General features: G+C 62.8%; 13 protein-coding genes and 5 tRNA genes. 7 read left to right on the forward strand and 11 right to left on the reverse strand.

What is annotated here, in order from left to right; translation table 11 throughout:
- Nucleotides 1-49: 49 nt before the first annotated feature.
- Complete coding sequence (aceB, locus tag QQS38_RS01405; protein WP_479643587.1) at nucleotides 50-1642, forward strand: malate synthase A; 1593 nt, start codon at nucleotides 50-52, stop codon at nucleotides 1640-1642.
- Nucleotides 1643-1736: 94 nt separating this feature from the next.
- Here the strand turns inward: aceB and QQS38_RS01410 are convergent, their stop codons facing one another.
- Nucleotides 1737-2168, reverse strand: coding sequence for a gamma-glutamylcyclotransferase family protein (locus QQS38_RS01410; protein WP_479643588.1), 432 nt, complete (start codon nucleotides 2166-2168; stop codon nucleotides 1737-1739).
- 305 nt (nucleotides 2169-2473) lie between these two features.
- Here QQS38_RS01410 and QQS38_RS01415 point away from each other — a divergent pair, with 305 nt between their 5' ends.
- Nucleotides 2474-3364: an AraC family transcriptional regulator gene (locus QQS38_RS01415; RefSeq protein WP_479643589.1), complete on the forward strand. Its 891-nt coding sequence runs from the start codon at nucleotides 2474-2476 to the stop codon at nucleotides 3362-3364.
- Between the two features lie 116 nt (nucleotides 3365-3480).
- Here QQS38_RS01415 and QQS38_RS01420 read toward each other — a convergent pair whose 3' ends face one another.
- The 5 genes from QQS38_RS01420 to QQS38_RS01440 form a co-directional block, all read right to left on the reverse strand.
- Entirely contained in the window at nucleotides 3481-3960 is a 480-nt protein-coding gene (locus QQS38_RS01420; RefSeq protein ID WP_479643590.1) for a GNAT family N-acetyltransferase, read from the reverse strand.
- A gap of 176 nt (nucleotides 3961-4136) precedes the next feature.
- Nucleotides 4137-4213 (reverse strand) — tRNA-Asp (locus tag QQS38_RS01425).
- A gap of 80 nt (nucleotides 4214-4293) precedes the next feature.
- Nucleotides 4294-4369, reverse strand: a tRNA-Glu gene (locus QQS38_RS01430).
- 61 nt (nucleotides 4370-4430) lie between these two features.
- A tRNA-Asp gene (locus QQS38_RS01435) sits at nucleotides 4431-4507 on the reverse strand.
- A gap of 80 nt (nucleotides 4508-4587) precedes the next feature.
- Nucleotides 4588-4663: transfer RNA gene (locus tag QQS38_RS01440), tRNA-Glu, on the reverse strand.
- Nucleotides 4664-5185: 522 nt separating this feature from the next.
- Between QQS38_RS01440 and arcD the strand changes: the two genes are divergently transcribed.
- Genes arcD through arcC form a run of 4 tightly spaced genes read left to right on the forward strand, consistent with a single transcriptional unit; the run spans nucleotide 5186 to nucleotide 9862 of the window.
- Complete coding sequence (arcD, locus tag QQS38_RS01445) at nucleotides 5186-6667, forward strand: arginine-ornithine antiporter (protein ID WP_479643591.1); 1482 nt, start codon at nucleotides 5186-5188, stop codon at nucleotides 6665-6667.
- A 25-nt stretch (nucleotides 6668-6692) separates the two neighbouring features.
- Nucleotides 6693-7910, forward strand: a complete 1218-nt coding sequence (locus tag QQS38_RS01450) for an arginine deiminase (RefSeq protein ID WP_479643592.1) — start codon at nucleotides 6693-6695, stop codon at nucleotides 7908-7910.
- Between the two features lie 36 nt (nucleotides 7911-7946).
- On the forward strand, nucleotides 7947-8945 hold the full coding sequence (argF, locus tag QQS38_RS01455) for an ornithine carbamoyltransferase (protein WP_479643593.1): 999 nt from the start codon (nucleotides 7947-7949) through the stop codon (nucleotides 8943-8945).
- Nucleotides 8946-8953: 8 nt separating this feature from the next.
- Nucleotides 8954-9862 carry a carbamate kinase gene (arcC, locus tag QQS38_RS01460; RefSeq protein ID WP_479643594.1) on the forward strand — a complete coding sequence of 303 codons (909 nt, stop codon included), beginning with the start codon at nucleotides 8954-8956 and terminating at the stop codon, nucleotides 9860-9862.
- A 218-nt stretch (nucleotides 9863-10080) separates the two neighbouring features.
- On the opposite strand, the gene QQS38_RS01465 is transcribed toward arcC, so the two are convergent.
- Both QQS38_RS01465 and gltX read right to left on the reverse strand, forming a co-directional pair.
- A tRNA-Ala gene (locus QQS38_RS01465) sits at nucleotides 10081-10156 on the reverse strand.
- A gap of 103 nt (nucleotides 10157-10259) precedes the next feature.
- Nucleotides 10260-11669, reverse strand: coding sequence for a glutamate--tRNA ligase (gene gltX / locus QQS38_RS01470; protein ID WP_479643595.1), 1410 nt, complete (start codon nucleotides 11667-11669; stop codon nucleotides 10260-10262).
- 158 nt (nucleotides 11670-11827) lie between these two features.
- Here gltX and QQS38_RS01475 point away from each other — a divergent pair, with 158 nt between their 5' ends.
- Nucleotides 11828-12865, forward strand: a complete 1038-nt coding sequence (locus QQS38_RS01475; RefSeq protein ID WP_479643596.1) for a patatin-like phospholipase family protein — start codon at nucleotides 11828-11830, stop codon at nucleotides 12863-12865.
- 165 nt (nucleotides 12866-13030) lie between these two features.
- On the opposite strand, the gene QQS38_RS01480 is transcribed toward QQS38_RS01475, so the two are convergent.
- The 3 genes from QQS38_RS01480 to QQS38_RS01490 form a co-directional block, all read right to left on the reverse strand.
- Nucleotides 13031-13726: a C40 family peptidase gene (locus QQS38_RS01480; RefSeq protein ID WP_479643597.1), complete on the reverse strand. Its 696-nt coding sequence runs from the start codon at nucleotides 13724-13726 to the stop codon at nucleotides 13031-13033.
- Nucleotides 13727-13851: 125 nt separating this feature from the next.
- Nucleotides 13852-15498, reverse strand: a complete 1647-nt coding sequence (locus QQS38_RS01485) for an ABC transporter ATP-binding protein (RefSeq protein ID WP_479643598.1) — start codon at nucleotides 15496-15498, stop codon at nucleotides 13852-13854.
- Nucleotides 15495-16526 (reverse strand): ABC transporter permease, encoded by a 1032-nt coding sequence (locus tag QQS38_RS01490; RefSeq protein WP_479644074.1) that lies wholly within the window; start codon nucleotides 16524-16526, stop codon nucleotides 15495-15497. Before QQS38_RS01490 ends, QQS38_RS01485 begins: the two co-directional genes overlap by 4 nt.
- Nucleotides 16527-16590: the final 64 nt, after the last annotated feature.

Consider the following 16590-nt stretch of genomic DNA (forward strand, 5'->3'; position numbering starts at 1 on the left):
TGCCGCCCGTTTGTATTTTTGCCATCTGACCGACCAAAGGAGATATTCCATGGCGAACACCTTGTCGTTGCCGCAAGGCATGCAAATCACCGGCGCAATCGAAGCGGGCTTCGAAACCATCCTGACGCCCGAAGCGCTCGCGCTCGTCGCCAACCTGCACCGCGCATTCGAAGCGCGCCGACGTGAACTGCTGCAAGCCCGTGCGCAGCGCACGCAGCGGCTAGATGCCGGCGAGCGGCCGGATTTCCTCCCGCAAACGAAGGCCGTGCGCGATGGCGATTGGACGATCGCGCCGCTGCCGAAGGACCTCGAATGCCGCCGCGTCGAGATCACGGGGCCCGTCGAGCGCAAGATGATCATCAACGCCTTGAACTCGGGCGCCGATTCCTACATGACGGACTTCGAGGATTCGAATACGCCCGATTGGCACAATCAGATCACGGGGCAATTGAATCTGAAGGATGCGGTGCGCCGCACGATCTCGCTCGAACAGAACGGCAAGACCTACAAGCTGAACGAGAAGACAGCCACGCTCGTCGTGCGCCCGCGCGGCTGGCACCTCGAGGAAAAGCATGTCACCGTGGACGGCCAGCGTGTCTCGGGCGGCATCTTCGATTTCGCGCTTTACCTGTTCCACAACGCCCGGGAACTGCTGGCACGCGGCAGCGGCCCCTACTTCTATCTGCCGAAGATGGAAAGCCACCTCGAAGCGCGCCTGTGGAACGACGTTTTCATCGCTGCCCAGGAAGCGATCGGCCTGCCGCGCGGCACGATTCGCGCGACCGTGCTGATCGAGACGATCCTCGCGGCGTTCGAAATGGACGAGATTCTGTACGAGTTGCGCGAGCACAGTGCGGGGCTGAACGCCGGGCGCTGGGATTACATCTTCTCCGCGATCAAGAAGTTCAAGAACGACAAGGATTTCTGCCTGGCCGATCGCGCGCAAATCACGATGACGGTGCCGTTCATGCGCGCCTATGCGTTGCAGTTGCTCAAGACGTGCCACAAGCGCCGCGCGCCCGCGATCGGCGGGATGAGCGCGCTGATTCCGATCAAGAGCGATGCAGCCGCGAACGACAAGGCGATGGCCGGTGTGCGCGCGGATAAGAAGCGCGATGCGACCGACGGCTACGACGGCGGCTGGGTCGCGCATCCGGGGCTCGTGCCGGTCGCGATGGAGGAGTTCGTCAGCGTGCTCGGCGACAAGCCCAATCAGATCGACAAGCAACGCGACGACGTGCAAGTGACGGCCACCGATTTGCTCGACTTCCGCCCCGAAACGCCGATCACGGAAACGGGCTTGCGCAACAACATCAATGTCGGGATTCACTACCTCGGTTCATGGCTCGCCGGCAACGGCTGCGTGCCGATCCATAACCTGATGGAAGATGCGGCGACGGCCGAGATCTCGCGCTCGCAGGTGTGGCAATGGATCCGCTCGCCGAAGGGCAAGCTCGAGGACGGCCGCAAGGTAACGGCCGAACTGGTGCGCGGCCTGATTGCCGAAGAACTGCCGAAGATCAAAGAGGCCGTGGGCGGCGATACGCAGTCCTACGATCGCGCCGCGACGATCTTCGAGCAAATGTCGACGTCGGAAACGTTCACCGAATTCCTGACGTTGCCGCTTTACGAGCAAGTGTAAGAGCGGGACAAGCAGTGCCTGGTTGCGGCGCACACGAGCCGCCGCGATCGCCGCGCGTTGTCAGCGCGGCGGTCGCGCCCGAGGCAGCAACCATTCAGCTGCCGTACCTGAATGCCGCCAGCGTCTCGCGTGCGAGCCGGTAACTGACCCAATCGCCCGCTTCGATGCGGGGCCGTCCCTCGACGGATACATCCTCGACCGGATAGAAGAAGCATCGCACGGGGTGGCCCGCCACGGCGACGGTCACCTCGCGCGATTTGAAAACGCCGTCGATTCCCGGCACCACGCCCTCGATTTCATCAAGGACCGGCACGAGCGCATCGGCGATTTCATAAACGTCGCCGCGCACGAAGCTCGCCGTCTCGTCCGGGACGAGCCCCGGGTAGTCGCCCAAGTCGTATAAGCGGCCATTGATGGCCGCACGCCCGACGAAGCGCGGCGCGTCGATCCCATGACGCGCCGCCGCCGCCCCAATATCGTTGATCTCGCCCGCGCGCAGCGTCCCGTAAACGAATACGTATCGCATTTGCCCCTCGTCTTTATTTTGTTTGAAATGAACGTCCCCGGTCGTTGCCGGCTTGCTGTGCGGACTTCCCGGCGAACAATCGGCACCCAGCACGATGGCACGCAGCCCATGCCAGGAATGCGCATTATGCATCTCGAATATCGTCCTCGCGAGGATTGCGCGTGCTCGCTCGCCGAGTGTTTCCTCGGTAACCGGCCCGAAGGCCCGCGCATTCGCATGCGCGGGCCTCGGAGCATGCGCATACAATATCGAACGCGCATGCATTCTGCCTCGCATCGCCTTTCATTTCGCCAACGGGGCTAGCCGTGATCCCGACCGATCTGCCGCCAACCACGCCCGCCGCACGCGTGCGGCTGCTCGATATTCCCGCACACGTGGCGCCCGCCCCCACGCACCCGATTCGCGTCCGCGCGCGCCCGATGCCCGGCGGCGAGCGCATCGCGCTGCACATGCACCCTTGGGCACAGTTGGCTTATGCTTCGCGCGGAGTCATGCGGCTCGGCGTGGAAGGCTGCACGTGGATGGTTCCTCCCTCGCGCGCGGTGTGGGTGCCGCCGCATGTGCCGCATGAAGTCGTGATCGTGGAAGACGCGTATCTGCGCACCGTCTATATCGATGAATCCGTCGTGCCCCCGGGCCTCGACACGTGCCGCGTCGTCGAAATGTCGGGGCTGCTGCGAGAAGTCATCGCAGCGCTCGACGCGGACGGGCTCGACGCACGACGCGAGCGGTTGCTCGGCGAACTCGCACTCGACGAGATCACGCGCTCGGAACCCTTGCCGTTGTCAGTGCCCATGCCGACGGAAAAACGGCTGCGCACGCTGTGCGAGGCGCTACTCGCTGATCCCGGCAACACCGACCCGCTCGAATATTGGGCAGCGAGTGTCGGCGCTAGCACGCGCACGATCGCTAGGCTGTTTCGCCAAGAGTTGGGGATGAGCTTTTCTCAGTGGCGTCAGCAAGCCGTCCTGGCTCGCGCGATTCCGCTGCTCACGCGCGGCCGCGCGCTGTCGCAGATCGCTCATGAATTGGGCTATCAAAGCCAGAGCGCATTCTCGGCGATGTTCCGGCGCGCATTCGGTGAAAGTCCGCGCGCTTTCATGATGCGTGACGCCGAACCCGCACCCGAGCGCGCCAACGCAGACGACGATTTCGACGACGACATCATGGAGCCGTCTTCGCAACCCAGCGTATAGGGCTCATTTGCACGCCTAATTCGCCGGCCGGCGTTGCGCTTATCGGCTCGGCGTGTCCATGGCGCCCCTTGCGAGCGCGCAGGCATCCTGGACGATGCCCGGCGGGGCTGAAACGCTCAGACGCGCCGCGCCATATGGCGAATCGGCCCCAACTGTGCAAGCCGCGGGCCGGCAACGCGATACCCCATGCGCAGATAGAGCCGCGCGGCGGGGTTATCGACGAATACGCGCAGTTGCAGTTCGCGCAACCCGCGTTCGCGCGCCCAACGGCGCGACGTCTCGAGCAGGAACGTGCCGGCCCCTTGCCCGCGATGCCCCGCGGCGATCTGCACGTCGCGAATATGCAGCGAATCGCCTTCCTCGGTGAGCCGAAGCAAGCCCACCGGCGCGTTGCCAACCTCGAGGATGAAATTTTCAGACTCACGCCAGCTTGCGAGGAATAGATCGGCACGCCAAGTCAGCCGATGCCGCTCGTAATAGTGGCCCATGTTGTCGTGCGTCAGCGCCTCGGCGAACGTGAAGTCGTCCAGCGAGGCTCGGCGCAAGTGAAACGGCGATGGCGCGTAGGATGACGGCGCGTCGGTCGGATCGAACATCGTAGCCGAAAGGAAAATGATCGCGACCACAGTAAGGCAGCGCGGCGCGACTTGCAATGGCCGATTGTCCGGCGTCGCACGAAAAACGAAGCGAGTCTCGGCGTCGGTCCGCCCCCGCTTCGACCTGCGTGCAAGAAAAAAGCCCGTTCGAACCGATGCTCGAACGGGCTTTTATTTGGCGGAGTGGACGGGACTCGAACCCGCGACCCCCGGCGTGACAGGCCGGTATTCTAACCGACTGAACTACCACTCCAGTCTTGCATCTTGGCCCGCGAGCGTCGGTTGTGTCTCGCGAACCGCAGTGCTTCGAACCTGCAAAGCACCGCCGATGTTTGGCGTCCCCTAGGGGATTCGAACCCCTGTACTCACCGTGAAAGGGTGATGTCCTAGGCCTCTAGACGAAGGGGACAATAGTACTGCTTCACTTTATTGAAAAAGCCCGTTCAAGCGATACCTGAACGGGCTTTGTCTGGCGGAGTGGACGGGACTCGAACCCGCGACCCCCGGCGTGACAGGCCGGTATTCTAACCGACTGAACTACCACTCCAATACTGCTCATCATACCTACGAGCGTCGGTCTCGTCTCGTAAGCTGCTGCGCCCCACACTGAGAGCGCCGCCGATGTTTTGGCGTCCCCTAGGGGATTCGAACCCCTGTACTCACCGTGAAAGGGTGATGTCCTAGGCCTCTAGACGAAGGGGACAAAATCTTTTCACTACCTGCGCTTCGCGCTTAACTTTCGTTATCAGCGAAGAAGGCTATTCTAACGCGACCTCGAGTGTTTGTGAAGTTTTTTCTTGCAACGATTGCCCGCCGAAAGCACTTCAACACGCGTTACCGGTCGATCGGCGCAATATAAGGCTATGCGCCACACCTCGAACAGCAGAGCCACGGATTATACGCATACTTCGCGCTGGACCGCAAGCTGTTTTGCGCGCAAGCCTCCTCCGACGCGCCCGCTTCTCCTGGCATCCCAGGGTCGAACGGCCACGAGAAAAAGAAGAAGCAAACGCGGACCGCCGAATACGACTAAGCGCAATTTGCCAACGGTGCGGGTGCGGCGCGCATCGCCATCGGTTCTCGCATCGGCACTCGCTCAGCCCCAACGGACATGCCGAATTTGCTCGTTCGGCGACGCAACCGCCCCGCATGATCCAGATCAATAGGCAAATCGGCACGCGATGACTTAATCCTATTTATCGGAGAAACGATAGCGAGGCCTTTCATGAAAAACCTGGCAGATCCCATTTCGGCGTCGCCTTCGTCGACCCCGACCGATCCTCGAGCTGGCGTCGCTGCGAAACCATTGCCACTGGGCCTGCTGACTGCGCTCGTCATCGGCTCGATGATCGGCAGCGGCGTGTTTTCCCTGCCGCAGAACATGGCGTCGGGCGCCGGCGCGGCGGCCGTGCTCATCGGCTGGATAATCACCGGCGCCGGCATGTTAATGCTCGCATTCGTTTATCAAACGCTCAGCACGCGCAGGCCCGAACTGAACAACGGCATCTACGCTTACGCACAAGCGAGCGCCGGCGACTTCGTAGGCTTTAACTCCGCCTGGGGTTATTGGGTGAGCGCGTGGATCGGCAACGTCGGCTACCTCGTCATCGTGTTCGGCACTCTCGGCTACTTCTTTCCGATATTCGGTGACGGCAATACGCGTGCCGCCGTACTCGGCGCCTCGATCGTGCTGTGGATCATGCATGCGGTCATCCTGCGCGGTGTACGCAGCGCCGCCGTGCTGAACGCGATCACCACGGTCGCCAAGATCATCCCGTTGCTGTTGTTCATCGTGCTAGCGGCCGTCGCGTTCAGAGGTCACGTCATAGCGCAGGATTTCTGGGGCAATGCGAAGCTCGGCAGCGTGTTCACCCAGGTCAAGAGCACAATGCTGATCACCGTATGGGTGTTCATCGGCATCGAAGGCGCCAACGTTTTCTCTGCGCGCGCACAGCGGCGCGAGGATATCGGACGCGCGACGCTGTTCGGTTTCAGCGTTGTGCTGCTCCTGCTGATGGCCGTCTCGCTGCTCTCGCTCGGTATCGTTGCGCAAGGCGAACTCGCAGGGATGAAGAACCCTTCGATGGCCGGTGTGCTCGGCAAAGCGGTAGGCGCGTGGGGCGTGGCCTTCATCAGCCTGGGCCTGCTCGTGTCCGTCGGCGGAGCCTTGCTCGCGTGGACGCTGCTCGCGGCTGAAACGCTCTTCACGCCGGCGGAAGGCGGCGTCATGCCGCGATTTCTAGCGCGCTCCAACCGTCACGGCGTGCCGGCCAACGCGCTCTGGGTCACCAACGGACTCGTCCAACTCTTTCTCGTCGTCACGCTGATTTCGAACGCGACCTATCAAGCCCTGATCTCGCTCGCGACTTCGATGATCCTCGTCCCCTATCTGTTCTCCGCCATCTACGCGACCCGCATCGCGCTGCGCGGCGACGGTTACGCGCCGGCGGACCGCGCCCGAACGCGCGACGCGCTGATCGGTGCGGCCGCCAGCCTCTACTGCTGCTGGCTGCTCTATGCCGCCGGCCCGAAGTACCTGCTGCTCTCCGCGATCCTCTACGCACCCGGCGCGCTCGTGTATGGCTGGGGCAAACGAGAGCGCGGAGCCCGTCTGTTCAAACCGTTCGAAGCGACGATTCTCGTGGCCTTGCTCGCGCTTGCCGCGCTCGCGGCATGGCTGTTGTCCACCGGCGCGCTCGGTTTGTGATCCGCCTGCCTTCGGGAGAAACACAATGACATTTGGCGTCCATTCGGAAATCGGCGCCCTGCGCACGGTCATGGTATGTCGGCCTGGCCTAGCCCAGGCGAGGTTGACACCGGCAAATTGCCGCGAGCTGCTGTTCGACGACGTGCTCTGGGTATCGCAGGCAAAAAACGACCACTACGCGTTCGTCAGCACCATGCAGGACCATGGCGTAGAAGTGCTCGACGTTCACGATCTGCTCGCCGATATCTTGCAAGGCCGGGAGGCGCGCGACTGGGTGCTCGAACGCAAACTGGCGCCTAGCGGCGTCGATACCGAACTTGGCGCGCAACTCAAGCTCTGGCTCGAACAGATGAAGCCCGACGAGCTTGCCGAGCGACTGATCGGGGGGATTGTCCGTGCGGAATTGCCGTTCGAGCCCAAGGGCCTGCTCGCCCAATGCACGCCGCGATCCGGCTTCATCTTCCCGCCTTTGCCGAACACGCTGTTCACGCGCGACAGCAGTTGCTGGATCAACGACGGCATCGTGCTGGGCTCGATGTACTGGCCGGCGCGCCAGCACGAGACGCTACTGAGTGCGGCGATCTATCGTTTCCATCCACGCTTTAGCGGTGGCGCGCACATTTGGTGGGGCGGCCCCGACGCCGTACACGGCAACGCGACGATCGAAGGCGGGGACGTCATGCCGTTGTCGCGCGACGTCGTCCTGATCGGCATGGGCGAGCGCACGTCGCCCCAAGGCGTGGCCCAGCTTGCCCGCGCGCTCTTTGCCCGGGAATCGGTCAAGCAGGTGATCGCCGCGCAACTGCCGCGCTCGCGCGGGGCAATGCACCTCGACACGGTGTTCACCTTCTGCGATCGCGACCTGGTGACGATCTTCCCCGACGTGGTCGATTCCATCCGCTGCAGCAGTTTGCGTCCTGGCAAGTCGCCGGAGCAGCTGGATGTACGACCCGAAAACGCCCCGTTCCTCGAGGTGGTCGCAAAGGCGCTCGGCCTCGACGCGCTACGCACCGTCGCCACCGGCGGCGACATGTGGGAGTCCGAGCGCGAGCAATGGGACGATGGCAACAACGTGATTGCGCTCGCACCGGGCGTCGTCGTCGCCTACAACCGGAACGTGTACACCAACACGCTGCTGCGCAAGGCAGGGATGGAGGTCATCACGATCCCCAGCGGCGAACTTGGCCGCGGCCGCGGCGGCGGTCATTGCATGACCTGCCCGATCGAACGTGCCGCCCTTTGACGCGAAAAGAGCGTCGTATTTTTGGAGCATTCGCCCATGGGATTCAATCTACGCAATCGCAGCCTGCTGAACATGCAGGACTTCGCGCCGCGCGACATCCGTTTTCTGCTCGATCTCGCCGCCGAACTCAAACGCGCCAAATACGCCGGCAACGAAGTGCCGCGGCTAGCCGGCAAAAACGTCGCATTGATTTTCGAAAAGACCTCGACGCGCACCCGCTGCGCCTTCGAAGTCGCCGTGCACGACCAGGGTGGACATGTCACGTACATCGACTCGTCGAGTTCTCAACTGGGCCGCAAGGAATCGCTCAAGGATACGGCCAGAGTGCTGGGGCGACTATACGACGGCATCGAATACCGGGGATTTCACCAGAACGTGGTGGAAGAGCTCGCGACCTTTTCGCACGTCCCGGTATGGAATGGGCTCACCGACGAATTCCACCCGACGCAGGTGCTTGCCGATCTGCTGACCATGGAAGCCTTCGGCGAAAAACCGCTGCACGAGCTGTCGTTCTGCTATGTGGGCGACGCCCGCTTCAATATGGGTAACTCGCTGTTGATCGGCGGCGTGCAAATGGGCATGGATGTGCGCATTGCAGCGCCACGCGAACTCTGGCCGCACGATGATTTGGTTCAGCAAATGCGGCGTCTGGCCGAGACCACGGGCGCAAAAGTCACGCTCGAAGAAGATCCGCGCGAGGCCGTGAGCGGCGCCGATTTCGTCTATACCGATGTTTGGGTATCGATGGGGGAACCGGTAGAAGCGTGGGGCCCGCGTATCGAGCTGCTGCTGCCCTATCAGGTCAACGCCGCATTGATGAAGGCGACCGGCAAGCCACGTACTCGTTTCATGCATTGCTTGCCTGCTTATCATAACCTCGAAACCGAAACGGGACGGATGGTGCACGAGCGCTTCGGTCTTTCGGAACTCGAGGTCACCGACGAGGTATTCGAGTCCGATGCCTCGATCGTCTTCTCCCAAGCCGAGAACCGCATGCACACGATCAAAGCCGTGCTCGTGGCGACGCTGGCATAGGTGCGACCATGCGAATTTTGATCGCGCTCGGCGGTAACGCGCTGCTGCGCCGCGGCGAGCCGATGACGATGGCTCACCAGCTCGCCAACGTTCGCCGCGCGGCGCAGCAGATCGCGCTGCTCGCCGATTCCAATCAACTGGTGCTCGCGCATGGCAACGGCCCCCAAGTCGGCTTGCTGGCCATCCAGGCCGCCGCGGGCAATGCAGAAGACCCAACTCCGCTCGATGTCCTCGACGCCGAATCCGAAGGCATGATCGGATATCTGCTCGAGCAGGAACTGGCGAACGCATTGGGGCCTGCGCGGCAGGTAGCCACATTGCTCACGCGCGTGGAGGTCGATGCCCACGATCCCGCGTTCGAGCACGCAACGAAGCCGATTGGCCCGGTGTATACGAAGGCGCAGGCCGAACGGCTGGCCGAGCGTAACGGCTGGCGCATCGCGGCGGATGGGACGGGCTTCCGGCGTGTCGTTCCGTCGCCCAAACCGAAACATATCGAGGCATTGAAGCCCATTCAGTGGCTTCTCCAACATGAAGTGATCGTCATTGCGGCCGGTGGCGGCGGTATCCCGGTGACGCGGGCGCCGGATGGGCGAACGCTCCGCGGTGTCGAAGCGGTCATCGACAAAGACCTGTGCAGCGCGTTGCTGGCCGCAATGCTCGACGCCGACTTGCTGCTGATCGCAACGGACGTCGACGCTGTCTATACCGATTGGCATACTGCGCAGCAGCGCGCAGTGCGAACCGCTTCTCCTGCCATGCTTCGCGCGATCGAATTTCCTGCGGGGTCGATGGGACCGAAGGTCGAGGCGGCGTGTGATTTTGTCGAGCGTACGGGCAAGCGCGCCGTCATCGGCTCGCTGGAGCACATCGCGGAAATGGTGGCCGGCACCGCCGGCACGCAGGTCGCATCGTGATGCCTCGGCCCGCGGGACAAGCGGGCACGGTCACGGCAGCGCACGAACGCCGAAAGCCGGCTCGGTGACTGCGCAAGACGAGCGCCTCGCGGCTCGCTGGCTCCGAGGGGAGGATCGGTAGGTTAGAACACGACGAGATTCTACGGACCGTAGAAAAAGATAAAGCCCCGATTTCTCGAGGCTTTTCTGACTACTGCGGCTGTCTGCGGACCATGTTTTGGTGGAGGTAAGCGGGATCGAACCGCTGACCTCTTGCATGCCATGCAAGCGCTCTCCCAGCTGAGCTATACCCCCTTGCAGAACAGAAACGAGATTGTATAGGCCCTATTGCGACTTGTAAATACCCTCGCGCGATCTTTCTTCACTTTTTAAAAGACGCCCGGCCCCCTCGTCAACCTCACGCTGCCAAAGCGGCCTCGATGCGGCCCGTCACGCACTCGCGCCCGAACAAGACGAGCACCGCGTCGATCGATGGCGTGTGGGTCGTGCCCGCGACCAGCAAGCGCACCGGCATCGCGAGTTGCGGCATCTTCAGCTTGTGAGCGGCAAGCGTTGCCTTCAACGCGGCGGAGACGCCCTCCTTCGTCCACTCACAGGTGCGCAAGGCAGCGGCGAGCTCAGCCAGCGCGGGGCGCACGGCATCCGTCACGTGTTGCGCGAGCGCCTGGGCATCCGGCGCCGGTGCGCGATAGAACATCGCCGCGTTCTCGGCAATCTCCTTGACCGTCGTCGCACGGTCCTTCATCAGCGCCACCACGGACGGCAGGTCCGGCCCTTGCGCGAGCGCCGCTTCGTCGACACCGATTTGCGCGAAGAACGGTTTGGCCAGTTCCGCAAGCCGAGCGTCGTCGGCTTCCTTGATGTAGTGGTTGTTGAGCCAGTTCAGCTTGTTGTGGTCGTACTGAGCAGGCGACTTGCCCAGATGCTCGAGGTTGAACCACTCGACGAACTGTTCGCGCGAGAAGATTTCGGCGTCGCCGTGCGACCAGCCAAGGCGCGCCAAATAGTTGAGCACGGCCTCGGGCAAGTAGCCGGCATCGCGATAGCCCATGACGCTCATCGCGCCGTGCCGCTTGCTCATCTTTTCGCCGGCTTCGTTCAGCACCGTGGGCAAATGCGCATACACGGGCGTTTGCCCGCCGAGCGCACGCAGGATGTTGATCTGCCGCGGCGTGTTGTTCACGTGATCGTCGCCGCGAATCACGTGCGTGATGCGCATATCGAGATCGTCGACAACCACGCAGAAGTTGTAGGTGGGCGTACCGTCCGGCCGCGCGATCACGAGATCGTCGAGTTCGTCGTTGGAAATTTCGACGGGCCCCTTGACCGCATCGTCCCAAGCAACCACGCCCGTCAGCGGATTCTTGAAGCGAATCACGGGTTCGACGCCCGCCGGCGGCGCCGGCAAGGTCTTGCCCGGCTCGGGCCGCCACGTGCCGTCGTAGCGCGGCTTCTCGCCGGCCAGACGTTGCCGCTCGCGCAGCGCCTCGAGCTCTTCCATCGACATGTAGCAGCGATACGCGAGCCCCTGATCGAGCATTTGTGCGACGACCTCGCGATATCGCTCCATGCGCTGCATCTGGTAGAAGGGACCCTCGTCGAAGTCCAATCCCAGCCATGCCATGCCTTCTAGGATCGCATCGACCGATTCGGGCGTCGATCGCTCCACGTCCGTATCTTCGATGCGCAGGATGAACGTGCCCTTCATCTTGCGAGCGAAAGCCCAGGGGTAAAGCGCGGAGCGAATGTTGCCGAGATGAATGAAGCCGGTCGGGCTCGGGGCGAAGCGGGTGCGGACGGTCGTCATAGGTAGCGTCGATGGTTCGGCGGCGGGCGCAGGACATAAGCAGCGCACCGCCGCCGAACGAACAGAAAAGTAAGGGGCGATTATAACCGGCGGCTCGCCGTCGCCCGTCTGCGAACCTCATCGGCAACGCCGTCGACGAGCGTCGCTTTTGCCGTATCATGTGCGCGCGCCAGCCGGCTGGCCGGCGTGCCGGGGCGCCACTATCCGCGTCCGGCGCATCGATGCGCGCCGTCTCGGGCGCGCCGCTGGAGATACCGTTGAAATCGTCTTCCCCCCGCCTCGCCCGTCGCGAGTTCACCGTTGCATGCGCATCGGCCCTGCTCGCCGCCTGCGCCTCGCCCGTCACCAAACAGAACGATTCGAACGTCGAAACGAAACCGGCTGCGCCGCAAAGGCCGCTTCGAATCGGGCTCGCGCTAGGCGGGGGCGCCGCGCGCGGCTTCGCGCATATCGGCGTGATCAAAGCGCTGGAAGCCCGCGGGCTTCAAGTCGATCTGATCTGCGGCACGAGCGCGGGCTCGGTCGTCGGCGCGCTCTATGCCTCCGGCATGAGCGGGCTGCAAATCAACAAACTGGCCTTGACGATGGATCAAGCGTCGATCAGCGATTGGGCCATGCCGTTTCGCACGCGCGGTTTCCTGCAAGGCGTCGCGCTGCAAAGCTACGTCAATACGACGTTGCACAACCGGCCGATCGAAAAAATGGCGCGTCCGCTCGGCATCGTGGCCACCGATCTGCGCAGCGGCCAGCCGATTTTGTTCCAGCGCGGCGATACCGGCGTCGCGGTGCGAGCCTCGTGCAGCGTCCCGTCGATCTTCGAGCCCGTGAAGATCGGCGGCCACGAGTACGTCGACGGGGGGCTCGTGAGCCCCGTCCCTGCTTCATTCGCGCGTAGGATGGGCGCCGATTTCGTGATCGCCGTCGACATCTCGGCCAATCCGGAAACCGCGCTGACGCAAAGCTCGTTCGACGTGCTGCTGCAGACGTTCACGATCATGGGACAAACGATCAAGACCTACGAGCTCGAGAAATATGCGGATTTCGTCATCCGCCCGAATCTAGCCGCCATGAGCGGAGCCGACTTCGGCCAGCGCAACGCAGCCATTTTGGCCGGCGAAGAAGCCGTGGCGCGGCTCTATGGGGATCTGCAACGCAAGCTGACCGAACATCGGCCAGGGGTTTCAGCGGCCGCTTGAGAGGCAGAGCAAAGTGCATGTGAGAAAGCCCGCCTAAGCGGGCTACATGAGTTGGCCCACCTAAGCGGGCTACCTAAGCGGGCTACCTAAGCGGGCTACCTGAGCGGACTAATCGCGCGCCTTACCGAAGGCACCCGCGGCCAGCAAGGTCTAAGTCGATACGCGTCAGTTGCCGCTCACGCCGACTTCGTTGAAGCTCGCGCTGACGCGCTGGCGCAAGTCGTCGTCTTTCGTATGGAACTGCGTCTCGATTCGACGCGCACCCGTGAAGCGCTTTTCCCAGTAGCCGTCGTCCAAGTCGTCGACCCGAATGGTGCTACCCGTCGAGGGCGAATGGACGAACTTGTTGCCGCCGATGTAAATGCCGACGTGGGAGAACGTGCGACGCATGGTATTGAAGAATACGAGATCGCCCGGTTTCAGATCGGCCATCCGCACCTTCTCTCCGACGCGGCTCATTTCCTCCGCGCGGCGCGGCAACGCCATGCCCAGCGTGTCCTGGAACACGTAGCGCACGAAGCCGCTGCAATCGAGCCCCGAATCGGGCGAACTGCCGCCCCAGCGATAGCGCACGCCGATCATGTTCAGCGCGCCGACGACGACGTCGCCCGCTTTCCCGGCGACACCGGAGAGGAACGCCTTCGCGCGACCGCTGGTGGTGGTCGAGTTTAACGATTGCGAGGAAGATGCGAGTGAAGAAGACGATGCATTCGACCCTATCTGAGCCGAAGCGGGTGAAGCGATCTGCTGTGAATTGTTGACTTCTTCTGCGAACGCGCCGGCTGTTGCCGTCATCAACACGCCAATGAACATCCCGGCGACGACGCGCGTACAAGCCTGGGCAAAATATCGGTGCTGCATTGGTCGGTAGGTTTTGCTTAAGAATCAGTGAACTGCGAAAAGTTTGGACGATACTAGCCACGAAGTTACCGAATGTCAAAACAAATTAAAAAAAACAATCGGGGTACCGTCACAATTGCTACGAATTACCCTTGCAGGCTCGCGGCCAGGAGTTTTCGCGTATACGGATGGCTCGGATTCGAGAAAATTTTTTCTACGTCGCCGCTTTCCACGATGGCGCCGTTTTGCATGACCGCCACCCGGTGCGCCATGGCGCCGATCACGCCCAAATCGTGACTGATGAAGACGAAACCGAGGTTGTATTTATGCTGCAATGCAGCGAGCAGCGCCAACACTTGCTGCTGAATCGAGACATCGAGCGCACTGGTCGGCTCGTCCAGCACCAGCAGCCGCGGCTCCAACACCAAAGCGCGCGCGATCGCTATCCGCTGCCGCTGCCCGCCGGAAAATTCGTGCGGATAGCGCGCTAGCGCCATCCGATCGATCCCTACTTCCCGCAAAACGGCAATCACCTTTTCGCGGCGCGCGCTCGCATTCAGTTGGGGGCGATGCAACGCCAACCCCTCGCCGACGATGCGCTCGATGGTCTGACGCGGGGACAGCGAACTGAACGGATCTTGAAACACGACCTGCATGTTCGAGCGCAGTTGGGTCTGCTCGCGGCCGCGGTAGCTTGCGAGCGGCCGCCCTTGGAACTCGATCGAGCCTTGCGCCGTGCGTTGCAGCCCTAGCAGCGCCATGGCCAGCGTCGATTTGCCCGAGCCCGATTCGCCGACGATGCCGAGCGTCTCGCCTTGTCTGACGGTGATGCTGGCGCTCGATACGGCCTCGAATCGGCCCGAGCGGAACCAGCCGCGCACGCCGGGCATTGGCGTGGCAAACGATACCGACACGTCGCGGGCGTCGAGCAGCACCGGCGCGATCGGCAGCACCGGCGTCACGCTGCGTTGCGGGCGGCTTGCGATCAAGCGCTGCGTGTACGAGTGCTGCGGCGCTTCGAAAACCTGCTCGACGGGCCCGTGTTCGACGAGCAGACCGCGCTCCATCACGGCGACACGCTGGGCGAAGCGCCGCACGAGATTGAGGTCGTGCGTGATCAGCAAAACGGCCATGCCGCGTTTTTGCGCTTCGTCGCGCTGAATATCGAGCAATAGATCGACGATCTGTGCGCGAATCGTCACATCGAGCGCCGTGGTGGGCTCGTCGGCCAGTAACAGACGCGGCCGGCAAGCGAGCGCCATCGCGATCATGGCGCGTTGGCGCTGCCCTCCCGAGAGCTGATGCGGGTAGCTCAGCACGCGCTTGGCCGGCTCGGCCACCCCCGTGCGGGCCAGCAGTTCCACGGCGCGCACCCGGCCTTGCTGCGGCGAAACACCTTCATGCGCGACGATCGTCTCGGCAATCTGCTCCCCGATCGTATAAAGCGGGTTGAGCGCCGTCATCGGCTCTTGGAAGATCATCGCGATATCGGAGCCGCGCAGCGCTTGCATCTCGCGCTCGCTTTTGCCGAGCAGATCCTCTCCGGCGAAGCGAATGCCGCCGCTGATTTGCGCATCGCGCAGCAGCCGCAGGATCGCGAGCGCGGTCACGGTCTTGCCCGATCCCGATTCGCCGACGAGCGCCACGCGCTCGCCCTGCGCGATGGCGAAGGTCAGATCGTCCACGGCGATCGTATCGCCGAACGCGACACGCAGATGCTCGAGCTCGAGCAGCGGCGCCGCAGACGAGCACGCACCCTGGGGCACGAGCGGAACAGCCGAAGCCGGGCTCATTGATTGCCTCCCGCGCGCATCGCGTCGGCGATACGCGTGTCGAGCGCATTGCGCAACGCGTCTCCCATGAACGTCAACAACAGCAGCGTGACGACGAGCACGCCGAACGTCGAAAGCGAAATCCACCAGGCATCGAGATTCGCTTTGCCTTGCGCGAGCAATTCGCCGAGGCTCGGCGTCGGCGCGGGCACGCCCAGCCCGAGGAAATCGAGGCTCGTCAGCGCGAGAATCGATCCGCTCATGCGAAACGGCAGAAACGTGATGACGGGCGTCAGGCTATTTGGCAAAACATGGCGCCAAATGATTTGCGGATCCGAGAGCCCCATCGCGCGCGCTGCGCGCACATAGTCCTGCGTGCGGTTGCGTAGACATTCGGCGCGCACGTAGTCGGACAACCCGATCCAGCCGAACAGCGACAGCAAGACGATGAGCAGCAAAAAACTAGGCTCGAAAATCGACGCGAAAATGATCAGCAAATAGAGTTCCGGCAACGAGCTCCAGATTTCGATCAAGCGTTGCCCCACGATGTCGATGCGTCCGCCGAAATACCCTTGCACGGCCCCTGCGACGATGCCGAGCGCGCTGCCGATCAGCGTCAGCACCAACGCGAACTCGACCGATACGCGAAAGCCGTACAAGAGCCGAGCGAATACATCGCGGCCTTGAGAATCGGTGCCGAGCCAATTTTCACGCGATGGCGGCGCGGGATTGGGCTCGCGCGAGAAGTAGTTGAGCGTGTCGTAGTAATAGTGATTCGGCGGATATAACGCAAAGTTGCCGGGCAACGAGAAGCGCCGCTTTACATAGGGGTCGAGGTAATCGGCGGGCGTGGGGAAATCGCCCCCGAAACGCGTCTCAGGGTAGGTCTTGGCGATCGGGAAATAGAACTTGCCGTCGTAGCGAACGACGAGCGGCTTATCGTTCGACCATAACGGTCCGGCAAGGCTCGCGGCGAACGCCACGACGAACAGCACGAGGCTCCAATAGCCCAAGCGCTGCGCCTTGAAGCGCCGCCACACGCGGCGCATCGGCGAAGGCGAAGCCAGCACGCTCGGCAGTGCGCTGCGCGGCTGGGCGTCGGTACGGGGGCGA

The organism is Trinickia sp. Z7 (genome assembly GCF_056498045.1).

Excerpts from the sequence above, each read along its gene's own strand:
- QQS38_RS01410 (WP_479643588.1), bottom strand. The coding sequence starts at position 2,168 with ATGCGATACGTATTCGTTTACGGGACGCTGCGCGCGGGCGAGATCAAC.
- QQS38_RS01485 (WP_479643598.1), bottom strand. The coding sequence starts at position 15,498 with ATGAGCCCGGCTTCGGCTGTTCCGCTCGTGCCCCAGGGTGCGTGCTCG.
- argF (WP_479643593.1), top strand. The coding sequence starts at position 7,947 with ATGGGATTCAATCTACGCAATCGCAGCCTGCTGAACATGCAGGACTTC.
- QQS38_RS01420 (WP_479643590.1), bottom strand. The coding sequence starts at position 3,960 with ATGTTCGATCCGACCGACGCGCCGTCATCCTACGCGCCATCGCCGTTT.
- QQS38_RS01450 (WP_479643592.1), top strand. The coding sequence starts at position 6,693 with ATGACATTTGGCGTCCATTCGGAAATCGGCGCCCTGCGCACGGTCATG.
- QQS38_RS01480 (WP_479643597.1), bottom strand. The coding sequence starts at position 13,726 with ATGCAGCACCGATATTTTGCCCAGGCTTGTACGCGCGTCGTCGCCGGG.
- arcC (WP_479643594.1), top strand. The coding sequence starts at position 8,954 with ATGCGAATTTTGATCGCGCTCGGCGGTAACGCGCTGCTGCGCCGCGGC.
- aceB (WP_479643587.1), top strand. The coding sequence starts at position 50 with ATGGCGAACACCTTGTCGTTGCCGCAAGGCATGCAAATCACCGGCGCA.
- gltX (WP_479643595.1), bottom strand. The coding sequence starts at position 11,669 with ATGACGACCGTCCGCACCCGCTTCGCCCCGAGCCCGACCGGCTTCATT.
- QQS38_RS01490 (WP_479644074.1), bottom strand. The coding sequence starts at position 16,526 with ATGCGCCGCGTGTGGCGGCGCTTCAAGGCGCAGCGCTTGGGCTATTGG.
- arcD (WP_479643591.1), top strand. The coding sequence starts at position 5,186 with ATGAAAAACCTGGCAGATCCCATTTCGGCGTCGCCTTCGTCGACCCCG.
- QQS38_RS01475 (WP_479643596.1), top strand. The coding sequence starts at position 11,828 with ATGTGCGCGCGCCAGCCGGCTGGCCGGCGTGCCGGGGCGCCACTATCC.